At 41.9% G+C, this 26,592-nt stretch carries 21 protein-coding genes and 1 pseudogene; 15 read left to right on the top strand and 7 right to left on the bottom strand.

The features are described 5' to 3' along the window. Nucleotides 1-131 precede the first annotated feature (131 nt). A complete protein-coding gene (locus AAEY97_RS10420) occupies nt 132-536 on the top strand; it encodes a hypothetical protein (RefSeq protein ID WP_350998684.1) in 405 nt (134 codons plus the stop codon). A gap of 259 nt (nt 537-795) precedes the next feature. Here the strand turns inward: AAEY97_RS10420 and groL are convergent, their stop codons facing one another. Together groL and AAEY97_RS10410 are read right to left on the bottom strand one after the other, a co-directional pair. Continuing rightward, the gene (groL, locus tag AAEY97_RS10415) at nt 796-2,433 is read right to left on the bottom strand and encodes a chaperonin GroEL (protein WP_011639075.1); all 1,638 of its coding nucleotides are present in this window, start codon (nt 2,431-2,433) and stop codon (nt 796-798) included. A gap of 57 nt (nt 2,434-2,490) precedes the next feature. Then, nucleotides 2,491-2,781: a co-chaperone GroES gene (locus AAEY97_RS10410; RefSeq protein WP_011639076.1), complete on the bottom strand. Its 291-nt coding sequence runs from the start codon at nt 2,779-2,781 to the stop codon at nt 2,491-2,493. Between the two features lie 214 nt (nt 2,782-2,995). Between AAEY97_RS10410 and AAEY97_RS10405 the strand changes: the two genes are divergently transcribed. Then, nucleotides 2,996-4,426 (top strand): MATE family efflux transporter, encoded by a 1,431-nt coding sequence (locus tag AAEY97_RS10405; protein WP_182743804.1) that lies wholly within the window; start codon nt 2,996-2,998, stop codon nt 4,424-4,426. 90 nt (nt 4,427-4,516) lie between these two features. After that, entirely contained in the window at nt 4,517-4,909 is a 393-nt protein-coding gene (locus AAEY97_RS10400; protein WP_350998680.1) for a hypothetical protein, read from the top strand. Nucleotides 4,910-5,077: 168 nt separating this feature from the next. Here the strand turns inward: AAEY97_RS10400 and AAEY97_RS10395 are convergent, their stop codons facing one another. Beyond that, nucleotides 5,078-5,728: an FxsA family protein gene (locus tag AAEY97_RS10395; RefSeq protein WP_192114083.1), complete on the bottom strand. Its 651-nt coding sequence runs from the start codon at nt 5,726-5,728 to the stop codon at nt 5,078-5,080. Nucleotides 5,729-5,956: 228 nt separating this feature from the next. On the opposite strand from AAEY97_RS10395, the gene cutA reads away from it, so the two are divergent. Together cutA and AAEY97_RS10385 are read left to right on the top strand one after the other, a co-directional pair. Beyond that, the gene (gene cutA, locus AAEY97_RS10390) at nt 5,957-6,283 is read left to right on the top strand and encodes a divalent-cation tolerance protein CutA (protein WP_350998678.1); all 327 of its coding nucleotides are present in this window, start codon (nt 5,957-5,959) and stop codon (nt 6,281-6,283) included. Continuing rightward, the gene (locus AAEY97_RS10385) at nt 6,280-8,142 is read left to right on the top strand and encodes a protein-disulfide reductase DsbD (protein ID WP_350998693.1); all 1,863 of its coding nucleotides are present in this window, start codon (nt 6,280-6,282) and stop codon (nt 8,140-8,142) included. Before cutA ends, AAEY97_RS10385 begins: the two co-directional genes overlap by 4 nt. A 210-nt stretch (nt 8,143-8,352) precedes the next feature. On the opposite strand, the gene AAEY97_RS10380 is transcribed toward AAEY97_RS10385, so the two are convergent. Further along, nucleotides 8,353-10,248 carry a sigma-54 interaction domain-containing protein gene (locus AAEY97_RS10380; RefSeq protein ID WP_182743802.1) on the bottom strand — a complete coding sequence of 632 codons (1,896 nt, stop codon included), beginning with the start codon at nt 10,246-10,248 and terminating at the stop codon, nt 8,353-8,355. Nucleotides 10,249-10,590: 342 nt separating this feature from the next. On the opposite strand from AAEY97_RS10380, the gene cynS reads away from it, so the two are divergent. From cynS to AAEY97_RS10345, 7 genes are all read left to right on the top strand, one after another. Beyond that, nucleotides 10,591-11,031 (top strand): cyanase, encoded by a 441-nt coding sequence (gene cynS / locus AAEY97_RS10375; RefSeq protein ID WP_182743801.1) that lies wholly within the window; start codon nt 10,591-10,593, stop codon nt 11,029-11,031. A 167-nt stretch (nt 11,032-11,198) separates the two neighbouring features. Further along, nucleotides 11,199-12,011, top strand: a complete 813-nt coding sequence (locus AAEY97_RS10370) for a formate/nitrite transporter family protein (RefSeq protein ID WP_182743800.1) — start codon at nt 11,199-11,201, stop codon at nt 12,009-12,011. An 87-nt stretch (nt 12,012-12,098) separates the two neighbouring features. Then, nucleotides 12,099-13,820: a bifunctional protein-serine/threonine kinase/phosphatase gene (locus AAEY97_RS10365; protein ID WP_182743799.1), complete on the top strand. Its 1,722-nt coding sequence runs from the start codon at nt 12,099-12,101 to the stop codon at nt 13,818-13,820. Nucleotides 13,821-14,154: 334 nt separating this feature from the next. Beyond that, complete coding sequence (locus AAEY97_RS10360; RefSeq protein ID WP_162024018.1) at nt 14,155-15,825, top strand: cation:proton antiporter domain-containing protein; 1,671 nt, start codon at nt 14,155-14,157, stop codon at nt 15,823-15,825. A 172-nt stretch (nt 15,826-15,997) separates the two neighbouring features. After that, nucleotides 15,998-17,140: a galactokinase gene (gene galK, locus AAEY97_RS10355; protein ID WP_101085007.1), complete on the top strand. Its 1,143-nt coding sequence runs from the start codon at nt 15,998-16,000 to the stop codon at nt 17,138-17,140. Between the two features lie 25 nt (nt 17,141-17,165). Then, nucleotides 17,166-18,200, top strand: coding sequence for an aldose epimerase family protein (locus tag AAEY97_RS10350; protein ID WP_350998674.1), 1,035 nt, complete (start codon nt 17,166-17,168; stop codon nt 18,198-18,200). Next, entirely contained in the window at nt 18,190-18,603 is a 414-nt protein-coding gene (locus AAEY97_RS10345) for a DUF2391 family protein (protein WP_101085005.1), read from the top strand. Before AAEY97_RS10350 ends, AAEY97_RS10345 begins: the two co-directional genes overlap by 11 nt. 119 nt (nt 18,604-18,722) lie before the next feature. On the opposite strand, the gene AAEY97_RS10340 is transcribed toward AAEY97_RS10345, so the two are convergent. Beyond that, nucleotides 18,723-19,160: a hypothetical protein gene (locus tag AAEY97_RS10340; protein ID WP_101085004.1), complete on the bottom strand. Its 438-nt coding sequence runs from the start codon at nt 19,158-19,160 to the stop codon at nt 18,723-18,725. A gap of 378 nt (nt 19,161-19,538) precedes the next feature. Then, nucleotides 19,539-20,552: an NAD(P)H-quinone oxidoreductase gene (locus AAEY97_RS10335; RefSeq protein ID WP_350998671.1), complete on the bottom strand. Its 1,014-nt coding sequence runs from the start codon at nt 20,550-20,552 to the stop codon at nt 19,539-19,541. A gap of 195 nt (nt 20,553-20,747) precedes the next feature. On the opposite strand from AAEY97_RS10335, the gene AAEY97_RS10330 reads away from it, so the two are divergent. From AAEY97_RS10330 to AAEY97_RS10320, 3 genes and pseudogenes are all read left to right on the top strand, one after another. After that, nucleotides 20,748-21,539: a substrate-binding periplasmic protein gene (locus AAEY97_RS10330; RefSeq protein WP_350998668.1), complete on the top strand. Its 792-nt coding sequence runs from the start codon at nt 20,748-20,750 to the stop codon at nt 21,537-21,539. Between the two features lie 174 nt (nt 21,540-21,713). Then, nucleotides 21,714-24,170 (top strand): annotated as a pseudogene (locus AAEY97_RS10325) (M1 family metallopeptidase). Then, a complete protein-coding gene (locus AAEY97_RS10320) occupies nt 24,170-24,685 on the top strand; it encodes a DUF6702 family protein (RefSeq protein ID WP_162024022.1) in 516 nt (171 codons plus the stop codon). Before AAEY97_RS10325 ends, AAEY97_RS10320 begins: the two are co-directional and overlap by 1 nt. 68 nt (nt 24,686-24,753) lie before the next feature. Here the strand turns inward: AAEY97_RS10320 and dauA are convergent, their stop codons facing one another. Next, nucleotides 24,754-26,481 carry a C4-dicarboxylic acid transporter DauA gene (dauA, locus tag AAEY97_RS10315; RefSeq protein WP_350998664.1) on the bottom strand — a complete coding sequence of 576 codons (1,728 nt, stop codon included), beginning with the start codon at nt 26,479-26,481 and terminating at the stop codon, nt 24,754-24,756. Nucleotides 26,482-26,592 lie beyond the last annotated feature (111 nt).

The raw sequence follows: 26,592 nt of genomic DNA, 5'->3' as shown, positions 1-26,592 counted from the left end.
ATAAGAAGTCTGAAACAGAAACAAGAAATGCAGCTTAAAATTTAAGTAAAGAGTGCCAACTACCTTGAAAAACACCGGAGTCGTCATGTTTATGGATATCAGGAGCAAGTTACAGTGAAATATTTAACTTTATGGATAAGCAAAAAGTTAAATACCAAGCAGGAACACAATCCCGGAAAGTAAATATGGATCAAGTTGTTAAATATACTGATAACACGTTAGGTTATGATGCAATGTTAATTGTAGGTGCATTAGCTGATTTATGTGATGGTAAATATGAAAATGAAGATTTAGAAGAAGGTCTTAAACATTTACAAAATAGTTTAAAGCTTGGCTTATCAGATAGCTTTGAACTTTGGTTGTACTCAAAAGGTTATGTTGACAGAGAAATATGTAAACTACTATCAAGATCTTTCAATGAAGGTCGTATTAATATAGCTAACTTTGAAAATAACATATTAGATGAAAATAGCGAACTAGTGACTAAAGTTATGTCGAAAATGCCAACATATTTTTCTAATATAACCGTTAATTAGTTCTAAATGGGTAAGCAGTATGATCTTCCCCTAAATCAGTAAACATATTTAACCCAAACAAAAAGCCCCGATACTGTTAGGTATCGGGGCTTTCTCTATTCTTTTACAAGAAATTTGGCTTTAAGCTTTTAGGCTTGAAACAACACTTGATCTAACGCAGGAAAAATCAGCTTAGAGCAAGGATTTTTGTCACGAAGCGTAGTGTTTTTCTACGTGAGTGGCAAAGTAACGCCGCTATAACTGATTTTAACTAGCTAGATTACATCATGCCGCCCATTCCGCCCATACCACCCATTCCGCCCATATCTGGTGCAGAATCTTGTGGTACTTCAGCAATCATCGCTTCAGTCGTGATCATTAAGCCCGCGATAGACGCGGCGAACTGTAGTGCGCTACGAGTTACTTTAGTTGGGTCTAGGATACCCATTTCTAACATGTCACCGTAAGTGTCGTTACCCGCGTTGTAACCGAAGTTACCTTCGCCGTTTTTAACAGTGTTAGCCACAACTGATGCTTCTTGACCAGCGTTAGTTGCGATTTGACGTAAAGGCGCTTCCATAGCACGTAGTGCAATTACCACACCGTGCTTTTGGTCTTCGTTCAATACTTCAACATCTTTAATTTTGCTTGCTACGCGAACAAGGGCAACACCACCACCGGCGACCACACCTTCTTCAACCGCTGCGCGAGTTGCATGCAATGCATCTTCTACGCGAGCTTTTTTCTCTTTCATTTCAACTTCTGTTGCTGCGCCAACTTTGATTACTGCAACACCGCCAGCTAACTTAGCCATACGCTCTTGAAGCTTTTCTTTGTCGTAGTCTGAAGTTGAATCTTCAACTTGTTGTTTGATTTGCGAAACACGTGCAGAAATTTGCACTTGGTCGCCACTACCATCGATGATTGTAGTGTTATCTTTAGTGATGATTACGCGCTTAGCTGTACCTAAATCTTCTAGAGTGGCTTTTTCAAGTTCTAGACCGATTTCTTCAGCGATAACAGTACCGCCAGTTAGGATAGCAACGTCTTGAAGCATTGCTTTACGACGGTCGCCAAAACCAGGAGCTTTAACAGCAGCCACTTTAACGATGCCACGCATGTTGTTCACAACGAGTGTCGCTAATGCTTCGCCTTCAACGTCTTCTGCAACGATAAGCAATGGCTTACCTGTTTTAGCTAGACCTTCAAGGATTGGTAACAATTCACGGATATTAGAAACTTTTTTGTCTACTAATAAAATGAATGGGCTGTCTAATTCAATGCTGCCAGTTTCTGGCTTGTTGATGAAGTATGGTGATAAGTAACCACGGTCAAACTGCATACCTTCAACAACGTCTAATTCGTTTTCAAGCGCTTGGCCTTCTTCAACGGTGATAACGCCTTCTTTACCGACTTTTTCCATTGCGGTTGCAATGATGTCGCCGATTGACTCGTCAGAGTTAGCAGAAATTGTACCTACTTGAGCAATCGCTTTAGTGTCTGAACATTCTTGAGAAAGTAGTTTAAGTTCAGCAACGGCTGCGATAACGGCTTTGTCGATACCGCGCTTAAGGTCCATTGGGTTCATACCCGCTGCAACTGCTTTTAGGCCTTCAACAACAATAGCTTGTGCTAATACTGTTGCAGTAGTGGTACCGTCACCGGCAGCATCATTAGCTTTAGAAGCAACTTCTTTAACCATTTGTGCGCCCATGTTTTCGAACTTGTCTGTTAGTTCGATTTCTTTAGCAACTGACACACCATCTTTGGTGATCATTGGCGAACCAAAGCTTTTATCTAAAACAACGTTACGACCTTTAGGGCCTAAGGTTACTTTAACTGCGTTGGCTAGGATGTTAACGCCTGCAAGCATTTTTACGCGTGCGTCGTTACCAAATAAGACTTCTTTTGCTGCCATTTTTTGATGTTCCTTTAAATTTAATGATTAATTGGAAAGTCGATTGATGCGTGAGGCTTAGCCTACGACTGCCATCAGGTCAGCTTCTGACAGGATTAACACTTCTTCACCGTCAATTTTTTCTTTCTTCACGCCGTAACCTTCATTGAAGATCACTACGTCGCCCACTTTAACGTCAAGTGGTGTAACTGTGCCATTTTCTGAGATACGACCGTTGCCTACTGCAAGGATTTTACCGCGAGTTGATTTTTCTGCTGCGCTGCCTGTAAGCACGATACCGCCTGCAGATTTAGATTCAACTTCTAAGCGTTTAACGATAACGCGGTCATGTAATGGACGAATATTCATCTATGAACTCTCCTAATGATTTGATGCCCAAAAAGCGAGGCTATTGACTAACAAATAAGGGTTTCCCCCTTGATGCATGTGATATGGGGGTGACTGGTCACAGATCCAAGGGGAATTTTAAAAATAATTGCACTTTTTTTACGTCTGTTTTATTAAAGCAATGCTAATCCTGATAGAATTCGGCTCCTTTGAAACACCAAACGTTTGAGAATAGATGAAAGACAGACACGGGTTGCTCAGCGCACCTATTGGTCGTGTACTGCTTAACATGACTTTGCCTAACCTGATTGGGATTATGACCATTCTAGGTGGCAGTCTGGTGGACATTTTTTTTATTAGCCAGTTGGGTACAGATGCACTGGCAGCAGTGAGCTTTACGTTTCCGGTAACCTTAGTGATTACCAGTATCGGCATTGGCATTGGCGCGGGTGTGTCTACCAATCTTGGTCGTTTGATTGGATCTGGGCATGCGCCCGAATCCAGAGTGTTTTTATTTGATGCCTTGTGCATGACACTGCTTATTATTTGGGGCTTGTCGATACTCGGCTGTGTGTTTATTGAACCTATTTTTAGTTTGCTTGGTGCTAACGGTGCCAGCTTGCCATTAATTAATGACTACATGTGGTACTGGTATTTAGGTGCGCCTGCCTTGGTGCTATTAATGGTGGGTAATCAAGCATTACGTGCCACAGGTGACACTCACTCGCCGGCTAAAATTATGATGCTGGCCGCCATTATAAACCTGGTTCTCGACCCGTTACTTATCTTCGGCATTGGCCCTTTTCCGCGTTTAGAAATTCAAGGCGCTGCTATTGCGACCACACTCTCTTGGGTAGTGGCAATGTCATTTGCTGGCCACTTGATTATTGTCAAACGTAAACTGGTTCAGTTTGCTGAGTTTGATGTGGGTCGATTAATTTTACATTGGAAAGTCTTATCCCATATCGCCCGCCCAGCGGCGTTAATGAATGTAATAAATCCTATTGCCAACGGCATTATAATGGCCATGTTGGCACGGATTGATCATGCGGGTGTGGCTGCCTTTGGCGCCGGAATTAGGCTTGAGTCGGTATTATTGATTGTGGTGATGGCGCTGTCGTCGAGTTTAATGCCGTTTATTGCCCAAAACCTAGGTGCCAGCCAACCTGAACGCGCCAAAAAAGCCTTATTGATGTCGTTGCGATTTGCTTTTGTATTTCAAACAATCTTGTTTATTCCGCTGTATTTTTATGCCGAACCTATCGCAAGACTGTTTACTCACGACCCACTGGTTATAGAGTGGCTGAGTTTTTATATTATGGTGTTGCCTGCCTCTTATGGGCCACTTGCCATTGTTATTATGGTTGCCACTAGCTTAAACGCTTACCATAGGCCGTTGAGTTCACTGGTGATTAACTTGTGCCGCTTAATGTTATTAATGTTACCGCTGGCGGCGCTAGGCTCGTATGTTGGCGGAGTGAAAGGGATTTTATTGGCGTTACCCATTGCGAATACATTGATGGGGATAGCTTGTTATTACCTGGCTACTCAAATTAGTGAGCCAAAAGAGATTAAGCACACGGTGCCTTGTTCAGATAACTCATTAGCCACTGACGGCGAGCAAGACGACACTAATAAACCAACCTCTCGCCTTGGCGAATATTAAACTGTGTTAATAATGGCAGCCACACTTGCTTTTTAATCTGTGTCAGTGGATTAATAACACTATATTACTTGCAATAAATCTTGGTTTAACATGAAAAAATCCATTTACGCCGCCATGCTCTCTGGCATTGTTTGCCCTGGCAGTGGCCAGATTTGGTTGGGTAAAAAGCTACTCGGCTGGGGATTTATCAGTGTCAGTATGGTGTGTATTGTGGTGATAATGGATCAAATTATTAGCCGTGCACAAGTGATTGCGGAGCAAATTTTAGCAGGCAATATCGGCAACGATTTAACCTCCATTTATGCTGCGGTATCCAACGTTGCCATCGACAGTAGCTCAACCATGCCGATACTCACTTGGATATTTTTAGCCAACTGGGGATTAAGTATCATCAGTGCATTTTGGTTTGGTGCTCAGCAAGATAAGCAACTCCAGCGGCAAGCTGATTCCGAGACAGGCGCAAAAACAAAAACAGCCAAGTAATGCATCTGCATTAGTCGGCTGTTTACGTTATATTTGATCAAGTGCTAAACGTGGCGCTTAACAAAATACGCTCTACACATCACGGCAAATCACAGATCAAACTTGGTCTTGTTAAATAAGCTGGTATTACCATAATGTGTATTAAGATGGTGTCATAAGTGGTGCGTATTAAGACGGCTTGTCGTCATCTTTGGGCTTAATAGGCTCTACATCTATAATATCGTCGCGATTGTCGTCATGACGCTCATCTTCAATATCATCATCACGATCATTTTTAATGTCATCATCAAGATCAACTACCTCAATTTGATGGCTACGTGGACGATCATTTTTACGTTCAAAATCACCGTCGAAAGTGTTGCCCTGTTGATCAAATGGCTTTTGCCCTGCAAATGGACCGGACTGTCCAAAAGGACTTTGTCCGCCACCAAAGCCAGGGGGAATACCACCATTAGCCACAACACGAAGTTGCATACGTTTGTATAAAAACGCCGCGATAGGAGCACGGGTAAATGGGGTTAATAAAATTAAGCCAATAAAGTCGGTGACAAAACCAGGAATAAGCAATAACACCCCAGCGGCAGCCAACATCATACCTTCAACAATTTCTTGCCCCGGAGCTTCACCTCGGGCTAATTTTTGTTGCACACTCATTAAAGTACTAAGGCCTTGGCTGCGTACCAATGACACTCCAACAACCGCGGTAAATAACACTAACGCGACTGTGGTCCATGAACCAATTGAGCTGGCAACTTCAATGAGTACATTGAGTTCAATAACCGGTATTAAAACAAATATTAACAATAAAATAAAAAACATATTGGCCTCTAAGGATCGCTTTTTGATAGAGTGACTACTTATAAGATAACAGAGTGGCGACCTGTAAAAAAACTGTTGCCGATGAAACTTAAATGGGGGTGAACGGGTCTCTTTTCAAGACGCGTCACGAATATCACCTCAGTTTAATGAAAATGCGTTTAAAAAAGCGTACTGTGATGACCTTGTGCATGATAACAGCATTAGCTTAAGTAAACTTTAAGACAACTTATGTATAAACCTGAACTGCTACTTATATTAACCACTTGCCCAGATGCTGACATTGCAGCCAATATTGCGACTGCATTAGTAGAGGCAAAGTTAGCGGCATGTGTACAAATAGGCCAAGCCGTTGAGTCAATTTATTATTGGGACAATAACATTTGTCAGTCACACGAAGTGCCAATACAGATAAAATGCATGGCAATTGATTACCATGCAATTGAACAGCTCGTGATCACCATGCATCCTTATGAAGTACCAGAATTCATTGCCACTCCAATTACCGGTGGTTTTGGCCCTTATTTACAATGGATAAAAGACAACTCACCATCATGAAAAAACTCGTCGCCATATGCCTGACATCATTGTTAATGATGTCATCAATGATACTCGCGCCAGCAGCACACAGCGCTAATGTATTGAGTAATAAATTCAGCTTTTTAAGCAGCGAACCTGAGTTAATGAAGGTTAACGATGCTTTTGTGTTTGATTACCAACAACAAGGTAATCAGCTCAAAATAAATTTTGTCATTGCAGAGGGCTATTATTTATATCGCGATAAGCTGCAGTTTTCGGTCGACGGTGCGGTGATTGGTGATATTGAATTACCTCATGGTAAAAACCATCATGACGAATACTTTGGCGACCAAGAGGTGTTTTACTCGTTTGTTGAAATCCCTATTGCGTTTAAAGAAGCGCAAGCCGATGCGGTATTTCATGTCACCTTTATGGGTTGTGCAGAAGGTACCTTGTGTTATCCGCCAACCAAGCACGATGTAACGTTAGCAGCGATTGAAGCAAATGACGGCACGTTAAGCAGTAAAAAAGTGATTGGCGCACCTGATGATGCGCAAGCATCAACAACGGCAACCGATGCACCAGCGGCACCCATTACTCAGCAAGACACGTTAAACCAAATGCTCCAAAACGATAGCCTATTATGGACCTTGGTGATTTTCTTTGGTTTAGGTATTGGCTTAGCATTAACACCGTGTGTGTTTCCGATGTACCCTATTTTGTCGGGCATTATTGTTGGTCAAGGCAAGAAACTCTCTACCGCTAAAGCCTTCACCCTATCAATGGCCTACGTGCAAGGCATGGCCATTACCTATTCATTATTAGGATTAGTGGTTGCCTCTGCCGGACTTAAGTTTCAAGCGGCATTACAACACCCTGCTATTTTGATTTTCTTGGCGGTGATGTTTGTGCTGCTGAGCTTATCGATGTTTGGCATGTACGATTTAAAGCTGCCATCGAAGTGGCAAGAAAAAATGAACTCGATGTCGAACAATCAAAAAGGTGGCAACCTTATTGGTGTGTTTATGATGGGGGTGATTTCAGGTTTAGTCGCTTCGCCTTGTACCACGGCGCCGTTATCTGGCGTGCTGATTTACGTGGCGCAGTCTGGCGACTTACTGCAAGGCTTTTTAGCACTGTATGTACTCAGCATGGGCATGGGTTTACCGTTATTAGTGATTGGGACTTCGGGTGGCAAAATCTTACCGCGCGCAGGAGCGTGGATGGACATTATTAAAACCATCTTTGGCTTCTTGCTGATTTCAGTTTCTATTGTAATGATTGGCCGTATTTGGCCTGGTTTAGTGTCCGATTTACTTTGGTCAGTATGGGCAATAAGCTTAATCGCTTACTTAATGCATCAAAACAGGTTGTCAGCATTTAACTGGAAACAAAGCACCCGTGGGGTGTTGTTATTACTGGCTTTGATGGCAAGTTTCTCATATGGCTTCCAAGCATTAATGAGCAGCTTTGGTCATCAATCCTCAAATATGACCCAAACCAGTATTGCTGGCAAAACCAACACCGAAGCCAATCACTTTATCCGTATTAAGTCGCTGGAAGACTTAGAAGTTGAATTGGATAAAGCCAGTATTAGCGGTAAAACGGTGATGTTAGATTTATACGCCGACTGGTGTGTGGCGTGTAAAGAATTTGAAGCCATTACCTTTAAAAATGCCGACGTGGAAACGCGTATGAACCAAATGGTGTTATTGCAAGCTGACGTGACTGCCAGCGATGACATTGATATCACCCTTTTAGAACATTATGGCGTGTTAGGTTTACCGACATTGTTAATGTTTAATAGCGACGGTGAGCAGCGTGAAGACTTGCGGGTTACCGGCTTTATGGGACCAAAAGATTTTGCTGCTCATTTAGATATACTGTTAGCAAAGTAACGTAAACCAAGGCATTAGCGGCCTGATATAGTCCGCTAATGCCGTCCGCGTATTGCAGTAATCTGATTACGTACTCTCATGCACCACTCTATTCAAATAGCGATATTTTTAGGCTCTCCCCCATCAAAACCAACAACCAAAGACAACCTAAATAAAATCGACATTGAATACATTAAAGATAATAAATCAGCCTTTGATTAATGAGCTTAATTAGCCAATATAGTTTTGTCGATTAATGTCATAGCGTTTTAATTTTGATGTTAATGTTGTTGGTTTTAACCCTAATAGTTGAGCCGCGCCATCATTAGCATATATTTTGCCTTTGCAGTGAATTAACGCGTTCACTAAATTCTGCTTTTCCATCAACTTATGTTGTTGGGCACTGAATAACTGCGATTGGTTAGGTGAGTTAATAGCAGTATTATCACTTGTGTTATGAATTAGGGATCTTTTGCTGTTGACTGTTAGAGCGGTACTTTGAGTAATTAAAAAATCAAAATTAACTTTGTCACTATTGGCTAAAATAATTTGTCGCTCAATAATGTTTTCGAGTTCTCGTATATTGCCGGGCCAAGTATATTGCTGCAAAATTTGCATTTGACCTAACGTGATTGTTGGTTGTGGTTGGTTTACACGTCGACAGACTTTATCGAGAAAATGCTTTACGAGTAAAGGTAAGTCATCAATACGTTCACGTAAAGGCGGTGACTGCAGTGGGATAACGTTTAGTCGGTAGTATAAATCTTCTCGGAATTTGTTTTGCTCTACTAGTTTTTTTAAATCTTTATTGGTTGCCGATATCACTCTAATATCCACATTACGTGTTATCGACTCGCCCACTCGTTCAAATTGTTGTTCTTGTAATACTCTTAATAACTTGCCTTGCAGTTGTAATGGAATTTCACCGACTTCATCTAAAAATATAGTGGCGCCATCAGCAAGTTCAAAACGGCCGACTCTATCTGATATTGCCCCTGAGAAAGCCCCTTTAACATGTCCAAAAAATTCACTCTCAAATAGTTCAGCAGGAATGGCAGCACAATTGACTCTAATTAATGGCCTCGCTTTACGTGCGCTGACTTCATGCAATGCACGGGCAATCAATTCTTTACCTGTACCGGATTCTCCAATAATTAATACGTTAGCATTGGTAGGGCCCACCAACTCAATTTGATGCACCATGTGTTTTACTTTGGTACTTTGTCCAATAATTTGATGATGATTAAAATCAGCATTAAGCTCTTCTAATAAATAAGCTTTTTCCATTTCTAGGCGCCGCTTTAGTGCATCAACTTGTTCCAATGCATTGATCAATTCATTTTGAATTTTCTTACGTTCGGTAATATCACGAAAAACAACAACTGCGCCAATTAATCGGCCATTATCAGTCAACGGTGTGCTGGTATATTCAACCGGGATGGCTGTTCCCGCTTTAGTCCAAAAAAATTCGATATCAACACTGTGTATCGCTCCATCATTAAAAGCAGCATAAATGGGGCAATCTTGTGCATGGTATTGGCTGCCATCAAGGTGGGAATGGTGAATAACCTGATGCATATTTTTACCGGTTAATTCTGATTTACCCCAGCCTAATATTTTTTCGGCGGCTTCATTCACAAAAGTCGTATTACCTTGAGCGTCTACGCCATAAATGCCATCTCCTACTGCTTTTAACAATAGCTGATTTTGTCTTTCTATTTCTTCGAAAATGGTTTCATTTTTATTCCAATGGTCAAAACCTGCTCGATAGTTTGCTTCGCATATAGACTGATAATGACGGGCAAATGTCACCTTGCTATTTTGACAATTTAGTAAAATATTGTCTTCTATTTTTACCGCATCAACATCTAAATACGTTACTTCATTTTCGATAAGAATACTTAATTCGCTCGACCAAGCAGCACCATGATCCAATATTTCTTGAGTAAAATTAATAAGCTTATCAACACACTTTGGAAAAAGTTCTGTTGCAGCATAATCAGATAAATTGCCTTTATTTAACGTAAATAAAGATATCGCCTGCAGATTGGCTTGCAGCACTTTATTATTTAATGGATCAACTAATATCATTGCACTTGGGGCATTCAGAAACAGGTTATTTAACATAACAACTTCTTTTTGTATTTTAATCATTCACAATCAGGAGTGATGACTGAATACAATAATCGCGCCATACCACGAAAAATCGTTACAACTGCAACGACAAATCGTTATCAACGAAAAATCGTTATCACGTAAATAGTAGTAAAAATAAAAAATCATTAAATTACAATGCATTAAAAAAACAAATTGATTGGCATAGTTCTCGCAATGTTAAATACAAATCGAATTAACCAGAATCATTAACTCGTCTTAATTGTGCACTACTCAGTATATTCGCACCAATTCAGCGCACAGATTCATCCGGAAATTCAAAATTGATTGGTATTAACTAACGTGGAGAAAGACATGAATAAACTAGATGTGACCGAAGCTATATTTGCCATTAAAAAAGAAAAAGATCTCACCTGGGAAAGCATTGCTGACGCCGTTGGCATGTCAATGGTTTGGGCAACATCAGCTTGCTTAGGTATGAACAGTTGTTCTGAAGAGTGTGCGACAAAACTGGTTGAGTTTATTGGTTTACCCATTGAAGCAAAAAAAATATTGATGGAGTACCCAACAAAAGAATGGGACCAAGCTATTCCACAAGATCCACTCATTTATCGATTATACGAAGTGGTGGGTGTTTATGGAGATACCCTAAAAGAAGTGATTCAAGAAAAATTTGGTGACGGAATTATGAGTGCTATCGATTTCTCCATGTCGGTAGATAAAGAAGAAAACCCTAAGGGCGACCGCGTAATTTTAACCTTAAACGGTAAATTTTTACCTTACAAAGCGTGGTGATCACTCATGGTGCAAAAGACACATTAGTTTACAACAATTGGCTACACACTTTTTAAATAATACAAATATAAACAATTACTTACTTATCTGGCGCTGTTTTTGCTACTACAGAAGTAATGTTAACTTAATACCTAATCAACCTTTAACTTTAATTACCAGGAAAATTTATGGCTTATATAGAACCTAGTGAATTTGTGACCAAGATGGTCGATGCTGGTGAACAAAAAGTTTACATGTCGACAAAAGATACGTTAATTCGAGCCTTTATGGCGGGCGCTATTTTAGGTCTTGCTGCAATATTTGCCATTACGGTGGCCGTAAAAACCGATAGCCCTTTAGCTGGGGCAATTTTATTCCCAGTGGGCTTCATTATGTTATACCTAATGAAGTTTGACTTATTAACGGGAGTATTCACCTTAGTCCCTTTAGCGCTTATAGATAAGCGTCCAGGTGTCACCTTTGCTGGCGTTATGCGCAATTGGGGCTTAGTTTTTGTTGGTAATTTTGCCGGTGCTCTAATGACCGCCTTCTTTATGTCCTTTATCTTAACCTATGGTTATTCCACTGATGGTGGTGCAATAGCTGCAAAGGTGAGCACAATAGGTGAATCGCGAACCTTAGGCTATCAATCACATGGTTTAATGGGTTGGATAACTATTTTTATTCGCGGCATGTTGTGTAACTGGATGGTTTCTATGGGGGTTGTTGGTGCGATGATTTCAACCTCTGCTGGCAGCAAAATGGCGGCCATGTGGATGCCTGTTATGTTGTTCTTCTATATGGGTTTTGAGCATTCCATTGTCAACATGTTCTTATTTCCATTCTCTATGATCATGGGCGGTGACTTTACTGTTACTGATTATTTGTTATGGAATGAATTGCCAACTGCACTAGGCAATTTAGTCGGTGGTCTATGTTTGGTTGGCTTGCCGTTATACTTCACACATGTGAAAACATCACCTGAACGTAAGATTAGTTAGGCAAATTTACAGCCATGATTTAAGACTTCACAATGCTGATTGTGAAGTCATTTTTATTGGCTGACTAAACTCTTAGGAAATACCACAATGAGTGAACCGCTTAGCGTCAGTATTGGCGGTGCAACAAATAAAGGCATAAAAGCTGTTAATCAGGATTTCATCGGTAGTATTGTGCCTAAAGAACCGCTACTCAGCGCTAAAGGCATTGTGTTAGCGATGGCTGATGGCATAAGTTCAAGTAAGGTGAGTCAAGTTGCAAGTGAAGCCGCGGTATCCTGTTTTCTCGAAGATTATTATTGCACCTCTGATTCTTGGTCGGTCAAATCCTCGGTACAAAAAGTTGTACAATCGATTAATTCTTGGCTTTGTGCCCAAACACGTAATAGCTCGTACCGCTTTGATAAAGATAAAGGTTATGTTTGTACCTTTAGTGCTTTAGTCCTTAAATCTAACTCTGCTCATATTTTTCATTCTGGTGATACACGCGTTTATAGCGTAGTAGACCAGCAACTCGAACAGTTAACAGAAGATCATCGACGCATTTTATCAACAGATGTGACCTACTTAACCCGTGCCCTTGGCATAGAGCAAACCTTAGAAATTGATTACCAACACCACACTATTGAACAAGGCGATATTTTCGTTTTAGCAACCGATGGTGTTTATGAGTTTATTAATGGATTGCAAATAACCCAACAAATAGCGACCGCAGACTCTTTAGACATTGCCGCTCATAACATTATTCAACAAGCGCTAGATTTAGGCAGTAATGACAACTTAAGCATTCAAATAGTGCGTGTGGACCATGTACCTGATTACCAGCTAAATGAAGTACATCAAATGACTAGCTTGCCTTTGCCGCCAAGACTAGCACCAAGGATGGTATTTGATGGTTACGATATTCTACGAGAAATTTATATTAGCAGTCGGAGTCATGTTTTTTTGGCCAGGGATAATGACAGCCAACAAACGGTGGTGATTAAAACCCCCTCAACAGAGGGCTGTAATGATAATGACTACCTTGAACGTTTTATGCTTGAAGAGTGGATAGCAAAACGAATTAATAATCCCCATGTTGCTAAAGCCATTATCCCTAAACGTAAACGTAATTATTTATACCTTGTTTCTGAATATATTGAAGGCTGTTCGCTCAATCAATGGATGTTAGACAATCCTAAACCCACATTAGAACAAGTACGTGCCATTATTGAACAAGTTGCCAAGGGATTGCAGGCTTTTCATCGACAAGAAATGATTCACCAGGATTTGCGACCAAACAATATAATGATCGATAAATCTAATACGGTGAAAATTATTGATTTTGGTTCGACCTTCATAGCAGGTGTTACTGATATTGCGACAGAAGAAACTATGCGTGGCACAATTCGCTTTTCTGCGCCTGAGTATTTTTTAGGTAAGGTTGGTACACAGCAGTCTGATATTTATTCTTTGGCCGTTATCACCTATCAAATGCTATCTGGAAAATTCCCTTATAGCGCAAAGATAGCTCAAGCGACCAGCATTGCTGCACAACGAAAACTAATTTACCGAACTTTAATCGATGATAACTCCAACACTCCACATTGGGTAGACTACGCCCTACAACGCGCATTAAAAATTAATCCCTTACACCGCCCTCAAGTATTATCTGAATTTATTGCCGACTTGCGCCAACCCAGTAAGGTATTTTTAACACAAACAAAACCGCCCTTAATCGACCGCGAACCCGTTAAATTTTGGCAAGGCATTAGCTTAGTGTTATTTGTTATGATGATTATCCAACAGGTTGTGCTGGGTGGATTAGGATAAAAGAGGGGTAGCAAAAACATTGCAATAAGTTGGATAAATTTGATAACCATCGATTAGCAATAATTGCTTTTTATGCTATTGCTAATGCGTTTGCTAACGCTATTTTTTGTTATCTGAACCCTTTATATTCAACAGGCTATTACGCTAACTATCACCTTGACTATTTTAGCTAAATAGCCAAATTTAATAGCCAAACCAGCAGATAAAAACATGCAGTGAATCAGCATCTTTAGCCACTAAAGATGCTGTTTTTTGCTTTTAGGCTATTAAAGTCATCGAAAGTTAACTTTTTTCTTATACAATAAGATTTTGTATCCCTCATTCAAGGCGCTTTATGGAACCCGCTATCCTGATTATCACCCTACTTTGCGGAATGCTTGTCAGCCGAGTGGGTTTACCGCCACTGATTGGTTATCTTGCTGCTGGTTTTGTATTGTTCACCTTAGGCATTGAAGACACTAGCTTACCTATTTTGCAGCAACTTGCTGACTTAGGTGTCACCTTATTATTGTTTTCTATTGGTCTCAAACTTGACCTTAAAAGCCTGTTTAAAGCCGAAGTGTGGGCGGGTTCAAGCTTACATTTAATTGGTTCGATTCTATTTTTTGTGCCAGTACTGAAGTTATTGGGCTTTTTAGGCATTGAACAGCTCGACGGATACAGCTTCAATCAACTGATGCTAATTTCCTTTGCATTAAGTTTTTCCAGTACCGTATTTGCGGTAAAAGTGCTTGAAGATAGCGGTGATATGCAGTCGCTTTATGGCCGAGTCGCGATTGGTATCTTGATTATGCAAGACATCTTCGCGGTGATATTTTTAACCATTTCTAAAGGTAACATCCCGTCGGTTTGGGCATTTGCATTGTTATTACTACCGCTTGCAAGACCGCTTATTTATAAAATATTTGATCGGGTCGGACACGGCGAAATGTTGGTATTGTTTGGCCTTGTTATGGCATTAGTGGTGGGGGCATGGTTATTTGAAGCCGTCGGTTTAAAACCCGATTTAGGCGCATTGATTGTGGGTATTTTACTCGCTGGGCATGCTAAATCATCTGAATTAGCCAAATCTATTTATTTCTTTAAAGAGTTATTCTTAGTCGCATTTTTCTTAACTATTGGGTTAAATGGATTGCCGACCTTAGCCGATATTGGTTTAGCGGCGATTTTAGTTGCGCTAATTCCAGTGAAAATTTTGATGTTTGTCTATCTGCTAACTCGCTTTAAGCTGCGGTCGCGAACCTCGCTGCTCGCCTCGTTTAACTTAGGTAACTACAGTGAGTTTGGTTTAATCGTAGCAGCAGTCGCGGCACACAAAGGTTGGTTACCACCAGAATGGCTGATCATTATTGCTGTGGCATTAAGTATTAGTTTTTTATTTGCAGCGCCGTTTAATAATAACGTCAGTAATATTTATCAGCGTTTCCAGTCTAAATTAACCAAACTCGAACGCCACCCATTACACCCTGAAGACAGACAAATCCGCATTGGTAATCCACGCTTTTTGATCTTGGGGATGGGCCGTATTGGTTCTGGGGCATATGATGAATTACGCGCCAAATACACCGGCGAAATTTTAGGGATTGAACACAAACAAGAATTGGTTGATTTTCATCGAAATGAAGGCCGTAATGTTGTGCAAGGTGACGCTAGCGATACTGACTTTTGGGTCAAGCTTGAACGAGCGCCACACTTAGAGTTAGTACTATTGGCAATGCCACATCACGCGGGTAATTTGTTTGCAGTGCAACAACTGCAAAAGCTTAATTACGAAGGAAAAATTAGCGCGATTGTGCAATACGCTGAAGATGCCGAGTCATTAAAAGAGTCTGGTGTTAATACTGTGTATAACTTGTATGAAGCTGCAGGTGCTGGTTTTGTAGACCATGTGATTAAAGAGCTACTCGATTCACCACCAGAACTGGTTCCAAGTTCAGTTGCTGCTAGTAGTGATAAGCCAAATCAATCGGCAATAAATGAAACGACATCTGAGTTGCCATCATAAAACTAATCAACAATTGCAAACGCCTAGATAACTCTCTAGGCGTTTTTGTTTACTACCGCATATTTTCAATTTTGCTTCAGATAAAAAAATCTCAGTTACAGACACGGTTAAGTCATGCTATAACTCAAGTAACAAGTCTTTCCATGTCACCCTTTGTTGGATTTTTTGAAGTATGTCAAACCCTGCTCAACGCGCGACTAAATTATTTGTTCGTACATTTGGCACCAAGCCAGATGATTTATACCAGGCGCCCGGGCGAGTTAACATTATGGGCGAGCATACTGACTATAACGAAGGCCTCGCATTACCCGCCGCAATTAATTTTCATACTGTTATTGCTGTTAAGCATCGCGATGATAATTTATTTCGCGCTGTAACAACGGCGTTTCCTGGGGAAATTAAGCAATGGCACTTTGGTGAAGAAGGCCCCGTTGCTGCAGGCGATGATTGGAGCCACTATCTAAAAGGCGTTACCGCCGCCATGAACCAATCGGGGTTACGAGCCAAAGGCTTAGACTTAGCCATTGTGGGTGACGTGCCGCTAGGAGCAGGTTTATCATCGTCGGCAGCGCTTGAAATCGCTTTTGGTACTGCTATCAGTTATGCCAGCCAGTTAAACTTATCACCTATCGCTATTGCCCAATTGGCTCAGCGTGGTGAAAGCCAATTTATGTTGTTAGATTGCGGCATGATGGACCAAATCATTAGCGCGATGGCAGAGCCTGATCACGCCTTATTAATTGATTGCTTAGAATTAGAAAGCGAATCAGTGCTATTACCTGAAGAACTCAGCTTAATCGTAATCGACTTAAAACAAGACCGTCATGGTTTTACCCAACAATTTGAGCAACGCAAACAAGAGTGTAATCAGATAACCAAGTTACTTGGTCTCGATTCTCTGCGTGATTTATCATTAAGCTTACTCACAGCAGATAAAGACTTACTCAGCGATGTCCAATTTCGTCGAGCGCGCCATATTATCACCGAAAATCAACGTACGAGTAATGCCGCCAGAGCTTTGCAACAAAACAATATTGCTCGTTTTAGTCAGTTAATGGCACAGTCTCAAGCATCTATGCGCGATGATTTTGACATTATCACTGCCGACATTGACACCTTAGTGAGTATGATTGCCACTTTAATCGGTGAGAAAGGCGGCGTGCGTATGAGCGATGGCTGCGTATTGGCGCTGGTTAATCATGACCTCACCGATGAGGTGATTAACCTGGTTGAAAACCAATATTTTAAGCAAACTGGCATCGAAGCAACAATATACTTATGTTCAGCAAGTGGCGGTGCAGGACGCATCGGTTAACAATTTACAGATTAGAGAGGCATAAATGGTACGTTTTAGTGTGCTGGAACCTTGGCAAGATCCCCGTGGTGGTGAGATTGAACGGGTTAGAATTGATAATGGCATCATCGCACTTGAAGTATTAAGTTTAGGCGGCATCATTCGATCATTATGGACTCCAGATCGTAACGGTGAACGCAAAAATATCGTCTTAGGCTGCGACAATGTCGAAGATTATTTGGCTCAACAAGCCTATTTAGGCGCGATAGCAGGACGTTATAGCAATCGAATTGCCAATGGTAAAACCCAATATGATGGCCATCAATATCAACTTAGCGTAAATCAAGCGAGCAATTGTTTGCACGGTGGTGTTGAGGGCTTTAATCGAAAATTGTGGCAACTCGGTACCTTAAGTGATGGCGTTCGCTTAACCTTAACAAGCCCTGACGGCGACATGGGATTTCCGGGCAATTGTACTGTGCAACTCGATTACCGTTTAGTGGGTAATAACTTGTACATTGAAATGCTGGCCAGCACAGATAAAGCCTGTCCCATTAGTTTAACCCAACACAGCTACTTTAATTTAGACGGTAATCGCAGCGACACTAATACACAGCATACCTTACAAGTGGATGCTAAAAAGTACCTCACAATGAATGATGTTGGCGTACCTACCGCAATGCAACCTACCGCAGGTAGCGATTTAGACATGGCAAAAGCCACGCCGATGTCGGTACAAACCGAGCGCCCAGCATTAGCTGCCACCAAGGGTTTTGACCATTGCTATGTGTTAGATAATCCCGGTGCAGATTTACAACGATTTGGTTGTTTAGCCAGCCCGAATAGCGGCCGTAATATGACGGTTTATACTAACCAGCCTGGGGTGCAGGTTTACGGCGCAAACTTTTTGCAGGGCACTGTAGGCAAAAAGCAGCGAGTATTAAGCGATCATCAAGCTGTGTGTATTGAACCGCAAATGCTACCCGACTCGCCGAATCAACCTGACTTGCCCGGCGATGTGTGGGTAACACCTGGCAAGGTTTATCACCACATCACTCGATATCAGTTTGATGCAGAATAATCAGCCAGTAAAATCCAATTTTAATGCCGAAGATATTGGTCAAATTGCTGTTGGGGCTTTTGCCCTGTCAGTGCCGATTGCATTTTCTGAAGAAGCATGGAGATTGTCGGCCAGTTTGCCTGCATTAAATTTGGTATTGGTGGTGGTATTGTCGCTGGCATTTATTACTCTGTTTGCTTATCAGAGTGTGTTTCAGGCAAATATTGTTAAGCGTAGACGAGCATTTTTGTTGCGGGTAATTGCAGCGTATATATTAACGTTATTGGTGGTCAGCATTGTGCTATTGGCATTAGATAAATTGCCATTAATCACCGACCCAATTTTAGCGTTAAAACGGATTATTTTAATCGCGATGCCCGCGTCCATGGGTGCGATTATTGTCGACAGTTTCGACAAAGAATAAACCACATAAGGAATAATAAATTATTCCTTATGTGGTCAGTAATCTATAGCAGATATAAGCAGGATAATAACATAGACCACGCAATACACTGAGCCAGAGACTCAATGTTATCTGCAGGTTTAATCGTCTACACTATCACCCATGTCATCAAAGCTATCATTGTCATCATCTGAATCATCAAATTCTGGAATGTCATCATCGGCGTTAATCGGTTCATCTGGCTCTGGAGCCGGTTTAGCCTTACGCGGTGGCGCTGTATCGGGTACTTTTGATAAATCAATTCGTAACTGATGCTTTGCCATAAACTCACTACGTGCCACCTTCCAAGCATCGCCAAACTCAGCCATAGCGGCTTTTGTTTGTTGCTCGTCTAAGTCGTGTAAGTTAACTTTAACGATGTCTTCTACGTACTCCACAATCGTATTACGGATTGTGTTGTACATGAAAATTCGCCCTGGTGACGCTTCTGGCAATTGATTATCATGAACGACGATAGTGTTACCTTTCGATGTTCTTAATTCACCAAACCAAAGTTGTTTTTTTGCAGTGTTATACATATATGCTAACGCCCTTAATCAACACATATTCTAAAAATGATGCAGGATTATTGAAGATAACATCTTCATACTACGCCACGATTATCTGTTCTGTATTTGTGTGGGTATTTAAACAGAATATTTCTGAGAATCAATGCCTAAAACGATGAAATTTTCGAGTAATCGCATAAAAATGTTGGTTGTCGTCAATTTTTAACACTTTATCGTCATTTTTCTCACAAAATAAACGCCTCACAAAAGTGATTAACCCGTTTCAGGCCAATCACTTTGTGATCACGACTTTAGCTTAAAAACATCAAGCTTCAAGTTTTTTATCAAAATATATCGCTGATTAAAACCACAATAGTAATATGTGTATTGATAAGGGTATTCATTTACTTAACGAGGATCAGCTTGTAGATCTAACACTATCTTGCCTTTGTGTGTGCCCGACTCCATTAGTTCATGTGCTTGCACCACTTGCGAGAATGGGAACACACTATCAATTGGAATGCTCATTTTGCCGCTATTTAATAACGGCCATACGAACTCTGCCAAACCTTGAGCAATAAGGGCTTTATTCGCCACGCTTTGTGGTCGTAACGTTGACCCTGTCCAAATCACTCGTTTAGCCATAATACGGAAAATATCCACGTTTGCTTGTGGACCACGTTGCATGGCAACCGACACCATACGTCCGTCGGTAGCAATCGCTTTGAGGTTTTCGTTAATAAAGTCGCCACCTGCAATATCCATAATCACGTTAACGCCTAATCCATTTGTTGCTTCTAAAATCGGCTCAACAAAGTGCTGCTCGTTATAGTTAATCGCTACGCTAGCACCTTGATCAAGACAGTATTGGCATTTCTCTGCACTGCCAGAGGTCGCAAATACCGTTGCGCCTAAACGACTCGCCATTTGAATTGCGGTCGTACCGATACCGCCAGAACCGCCATGAATAAGTACCGTTTCACCCGCGTTAAGTCCACCACGAATAAACAAGTTACCCCACACGGTAAAAAAAGTTTCTGGCAACGCGGCAGCTTGCACAAAACTGTAACCGGTAGGAATGGGTAAACAATGCGCTGCGTAAGTATTCACTAATTCGGCATAACCGCCACCAGGCACTAAGGCACACACTTTATCGCCCACTTTCCATTGGGTAACATCGTCTGCCACGGCAACAATTTCACCAGCCACTTCTAGCCCGATAATCGGGCTGGCATCTGCTGGCGGTGGATAAGCACCAACGCGCTGTTTAATGTCAGGCCCATTAACTCCAGCGGCATACACCTTAATCGTCACCTGGCCTTCTGTTGGCATCGCAAGTGTTGATTTAGTCATGATCATCGCACTGGGTTCGCCAGGCTGCTCAACCACTACATGAGTAAATGTTCTGTTTAAAATTGCCATAAAAATATCACCTTGGTTAATTGTTATTAAAATGTAACTATAATGAATAGTCTGTTACTGGCACCGGTTACCTGTTCACAAAATCGGCATGTTTGTTAGCAAAACATAAAGTAGTATTTTTTTTAATCAAAAAAGATTGCCTATACTCTTTAAACCATTAATATACCCGCCCCTTCAACACATGGAGCAAAATACTTGTTAAAGTATCTGTTCGTTTTACTGTCTATTTTCAGTATTCACGCCCATGCTACACCTATCCGTATCGCATCTGATATTTGGTGTCCTTATATCTGCAACAACCAAACAGGCTACGTTGTAGAACTCACAAGTCGCGCTTTTGAAATCCAAGGCCAACCGATTGAATTTCAGATTCTTCCTTATAAACGCGCACTGATTGAACTGCAAAGAAACAACATTGATGCTGTACTGGCATTGACGCCGAACGCCATTGCGGAAAACCAATTGATTAATGCTGATGTGATTGTCGGCTATAACAGCAATGACTTTTATACTCTTGTTGATAGTAATGAAACATTTGAGCAGATTACCGACCTTAATAGCACTCAACAAGCTGCTGTCGTCACTGGCTATGACTATGGTGTTGAGCTCGATGCTTGGTTTGCTGCACATTCTAATACCTACTTTGCCTCGGGTAGAGATCCATTAGCGATGAATATTATTCGGCTGGTAAAAGGACGTCATTCGGTCATCATCGACAACAAAAATGTCATTGAGTACACCGCGAGTCAATTAAACTTAACCAAGCAACTTCGCTACGCTGGCACTATAGGCAAACCGGTGCCTTTATATGTTGGCTTTAATCCACACAATAAAGCTTATGCTGTAACCTTTGCTAACGGCATCGACATGCTAAAAGCCAATGGCGAATATCAGCAGATTATGAGTAAATACAAAATATTACCTGAACTGACCTCTGACGAGGCCCGTCATAAAAACCTGCAAAAATTCCTGCCTATTTTCAATTAATCTCGCTTGCTGTTGTTATGCCATACGGAATTGGCATCAGCAAGGTGCAAAACTTCGTAACACTCTAATCACTGCATAACAGGGTCAATTTAGTTACACTCCGCCTACAAAAAATATAACAAATCATCATTTTGGGATTATTGGCATCAGCTTGCTGACGTCAAAGGAGTATTTATGCGCGTGTATCGTCAGCTGCTGTTACTGGCATTAACCAGTTCAGTTATTATTACCAGTTCGGCTTCTGAAATTGTCCAAAGCAAAGGTCATTTTGTAGACAAGTTTCGTCAACTTGAAGAGAGCCTTCCAACACCAAACGATTACCGCAATGCTGCTGGCGAACCAGGTAAAGACTACTGGCAACAACAAGTTGATTATAAAATCGATGTCACTCTGGATGAAAAAAAGCGTTGCATTCAAGGCAAGCAAGTGATTACTTATCACAACAACTCACCGTATACGCTCAAATATCTATGGTTACAGCTAGAACAAAATCGTTTTAAATCAGATTCGATATCTGAACGCAGCGCCGCATTTAATGGCGTGGATGGTAGTGTTAGTGCTAACAACACTTACGGTGATAATGCCTTTGCCAAAATCAGTTTAGGTGATCTTCGTCGCCAACAATTTTTAGCTGACAATAACTTGGGTTATCAAATAGCGGCTGTTACTGACACTAATAATAAGCCTTTAAAATACACTATTGTCGGCGCCCAAATGCGCGTCGATTTACCCACCCCGTTAAGCCACAATAAATCGACGCAGTTACACATTAATTATGGCTATAACATTTTAGAAGAAGACGCCGTTGGCGCGCGTTCGGGTTACGAGCACTTCCCTGACGACAAGCGTAAAGGCGGTAATGACATCTTCTTATTGGCGCAGTGGTTTCCGCGAGTTGCCAGCTATTCCGACTACGAAGCGTGGCACAATAAAGAGTTTTTAGGCAGCGGCGAGTTTACCCTCGAGTTTGGTAATTACGATGTCAGTATGACCGTACCCAGCGACCACATCGTCACAGCCACTGGCGTATTACAAAACAGCAAAAAGGTGTTATCACCTGAACAAATCAACCGTCTAGATAAAGCTAAAACAGCCAAAAAGCCTGTATTTATTGTCTCAGAAGACGAAGCAATTACTAACGAGTCAAGCACTGCTAAAAGCAATAAAACCTGGCATTTTAAAGCTGAAAACGTACGCGACTTTGCTTGGGCATCTTCACGTAAATTTATTTGGGATGCTCAAGGTTACCAACAAAAAGGCAGCCAGAACCCACAAGTGATGGCAATGTCGTTTTATCCTAAAGAAGGTGGAGAACTTTGGCAGCGTTATTCAACTGCATCGGTTATTCACACCCTTGAAGTCTATTCGCGCTTTACCTTCGATTATCCTTACCCTGCGGCCATTAGTGTAAACGGCCCTGTTGGCGGCATGGAATACCCGATGATCAGCTTTAATGGTCCACGCACCATTTGGCACGATGATGAAAGCCGTACTTATACCTTGTCGGAAAAACAATTCTTAATCGGCGTAGTAATCCACGAAGTCGGCCATAACTATTTCCCAATGATTGTGAACTCAGACGAGCGCCAATGGACGTGGATGGACGAAGGCTTAAACAGCTTTTTAGACGGCATAGCCACCCGCGAATGGGACCCTAATTTACCGTGGGGGCGTGAGCCAAGTGACGTGATTGAGTACATGAAGTCTAACGTGCAAGTGCCGGTGATGACGCAGTCAGACAGCGTGTTACAGCTTGGTCCAAACGCCTATATTAAACCTGCTGTGGCACTCAACATTTTACGTGAAGTGGTATTAGGCCGTGAGCTATTCGATTTTGCCTTTCAAGAGTACAGCCGTCGCTGGATGAACAAGCGCCCTACTCCAAGCGACTTTTTCCGCACCATGGAAGAAGCCTCTGGCGTCGACTTAGATTGGTTTTTCCGTGGCTAGTTTTACACCACTGATCATGTTGATATCTCGCTAGATCGCATTTATAAACTGCGCTTAGACAGCAATAATCCTGATATTGATTTTGATCGTCGTCGCCAAGATTATAAAGACAAACCCATGCCTTATTCGGTTGAGCGTAACCAACAAAGTGGCCTAAAAACCTGGGTAGAACTTAATTCAGATAACGTTGATTATCATGACCAATATGATCAATTTAGCGTGACCAATAAAGAACGCAACAAGTACAACAAAAAACACGCCGAGCTAGACCCGTGGGAGCAACAAACACTCGCACGCGCACTCAAAGAAGATAAAAACTATTATGTGTTTAACTTTGCCAATTTAGGTGGCTTAGTGATGCCAATTTTACTCGAACTCACGTTTGAAAATGGTGATACCGAGTCATTGGTGCTGCCTGCAGAAATTTGGCGCCGTTCACCGTTTGAAGTCAGTAAGCTCATTGTTACCGACAAAGACAAAATCTTAGTGTCTGCCGTGGTTGATCGTCGCGGCGAAACAGCCGATGTCGATATTGAAAACAACTATTACCCAAGGCAAATTATTCCCTCACGCATTGAAGCCTTTAAAGAAGAGGAACGTAAGGGCAATAAGTATCGCGACATTATGCATGACAATAAAGAAGCCCTGAAAGAGCCTGAAATAAAAGTGAAGAAAAAATAATGCGTCTATCATTTTATGCAGGATTCATGGCTATCGCGTTAAGTTTGCTGGCGGGCAATGTCACGGCCCACCAGCAAAAAGAAGCTTACACCAGTATTGTATTTAATCAGCGGAGCGGCATGCTAGAAGTCCAGCATCGGTTTTATTTACACGATGCTGAACACGCAGCCCAACAAGTGATCGATAAAAGTACCGATCTGATCGGCGATCCCGTTGGCCGTGAAGCGTTTGCTTATTATGCTATTTCGACGTTTTCGATGCAGGATCAGCAGCAACATCCGTTAACGCTGACCTATGTTGGCACCGAGTTACAGGGCAAGTATTTGTGGGTTTATCAGGAAACGCCGATCACCATTAATATGGACGGTTTTTATCTTAAGATGACCGCCCTGCAAGAGTTGTGGTCAGAGCAAACTAACCACATTAATGTCGAGCGGAATAAACGTGTGACTTCAGCAAGGCTGCACATTGCAGACTCCTGGCATTATATTGAAGTGGCTAAACCAGCCCAATAACTGACAAAACGTTATCGCAGCTAGTTTATCGAAAACACCATACTGGTTTGTCAGCCTTTATGGTGTTTTTAAGCTCCAGCCACCACATCGTCTAGCGCACCTGCCAAGGTTGAATACGTCACGCACTGCACGCCGTCAGGCTTAAAGCCTGCTTTGGCTAAGGTTTTAAGTGGCTGAAATTGAAAATCGGCCAACAATACCCGAGTATTATCATGCTTACATTTAGCAATAAACTTATACAGCGCCGAGACACCACCAGAATCTAAAAGCGATACCCCATCAAAATACAACACCACCCCATCTTGGTCGCCACTCAAATGCGCCAACTCGCCAAAGACACTGTCGGCGGCAGCAAAAAATAATGGTCCATTGATTTTAAACACTTTCCAACGCGGCGGTAACTCAACATGCACGTGCTTTTTCTGCTCGCTAATGTCTTGCACCTTGGTCATGTCGGCCACTTGTTTCATGAATAATAACGACGCCAAAATGATCCCAGCACTGATCGCAATGACCATATCGAAGAATATAGTCAGTAACAAACACACCATCAACACTAACACTTCGCTGGCAGGGGATTTTTTAACCAGATGGACAATCTTGGGAGCTTCGCTCATGTTCCATGCCACCATGATAAGCAGCGCCGACATGCCCGCCATGGGGATATAAGCTAAAACAGTACTGAGCGATAATAAAGACACTAATACCACCACCGCATGGATCATGGCCGCGATTGGGCTTACCGCACCCGACTTATAGTTAGCCGCCGAACGTGCGATTGCAGCGGTCGCGGTAATACCGCCAAAAAATGGCGCGATAATATTACCGATACCTTGGCCAAGTAATTCGCTATTGGCGCTGTGTTTTTTACCTGACATGCCGTCTAGCACCACTGCACACAGTAGCGATTCAATGGCGCCTAACATGGCAATCGCAAAGGCCGCAGACAATAAATCACTCACCAATTGCCAGCTTAGTACCAATGGCACTTCACCGGATTGCGCGCGAAGCCAAGGCCATTCAAAGTCAGGCAGCATAGAGGGAATGCCCGCCCCGATTGAGCCGTCGGCTAAGGTAAAGCTGAACGTAGAACCAATTGTCGCCACATGAAAACCGAGTTGATTTAGTACCAGCGCCACAATGCTCGCAACAACCACGGCAGGAAGATGTGCGGGTACCGCCAACTTGAGTTTAGGCCACAGAATAAACACTACTAAGGTGCTTAATCCCACCAGCAATGTTGGCCAAGAAAACCCTGGTATTTCTTGAACCAAGGTAGCCACCTTACCGACAAAACTTTCTGGCATTTCGCTAATAGTTAGACCAAAAAAATCCTTCACTTGTAATACTGCGATAACAACAGCAATACCACCGGTAAAACCCAACGTGACCGACTCGGGAATATATTGAATAAAACGGCCTAAGCGAAACAACGCCATGATAATCAACATTAGTCCGGATAACAGGCTGGCAAGCAATAACCCTGACAAACCATATTGATGCACTATGGGATAAAGGATCACCACAAACGCGGCGGTAGGGCCAGACACGCTGTAACGCGAGCCACCGGTGAGCGGAATAACAAACCCAGCAATAATGGCAGTATATAACCCGTATTGCGGCGCGACCCCTATGGCAATCGCAAGCGCCATTGCTAATGGAATAGCAATAATGCCAACGGTTAAGCCGGCTAATAAATCTTTAGTGAATGCATTGGCATTGTAGGAAGCGTCTTTTAAAGACTCTCGGAGTGCATGCCCGATACGAAGAGAAAATAAATGTGTGCGGTATTTCATTGCGGCGATCCCATAACCTAGTACGGCGTCAAGATACCCCTCATTATAGGCCGATTACCTTACAGTACAATCGAATTAAGTTAACACCTGATGATAATATAATTATCATCA

The sequence above is a fragment of the Shewanella sp. TB7-MNA-CIBAN-0143 genome (genome assembly GCF_040310065.1).
Lineage (GTDB): Bacteria > Pseudomonadota > Gammaproteobacteria > Enterobacterales > Shewanellaceae > Shewanella.
Note: the sequence above shows the minus strand (reverse complement) of the source record. Positions and strands in the feature narration are given on the sequence as shown.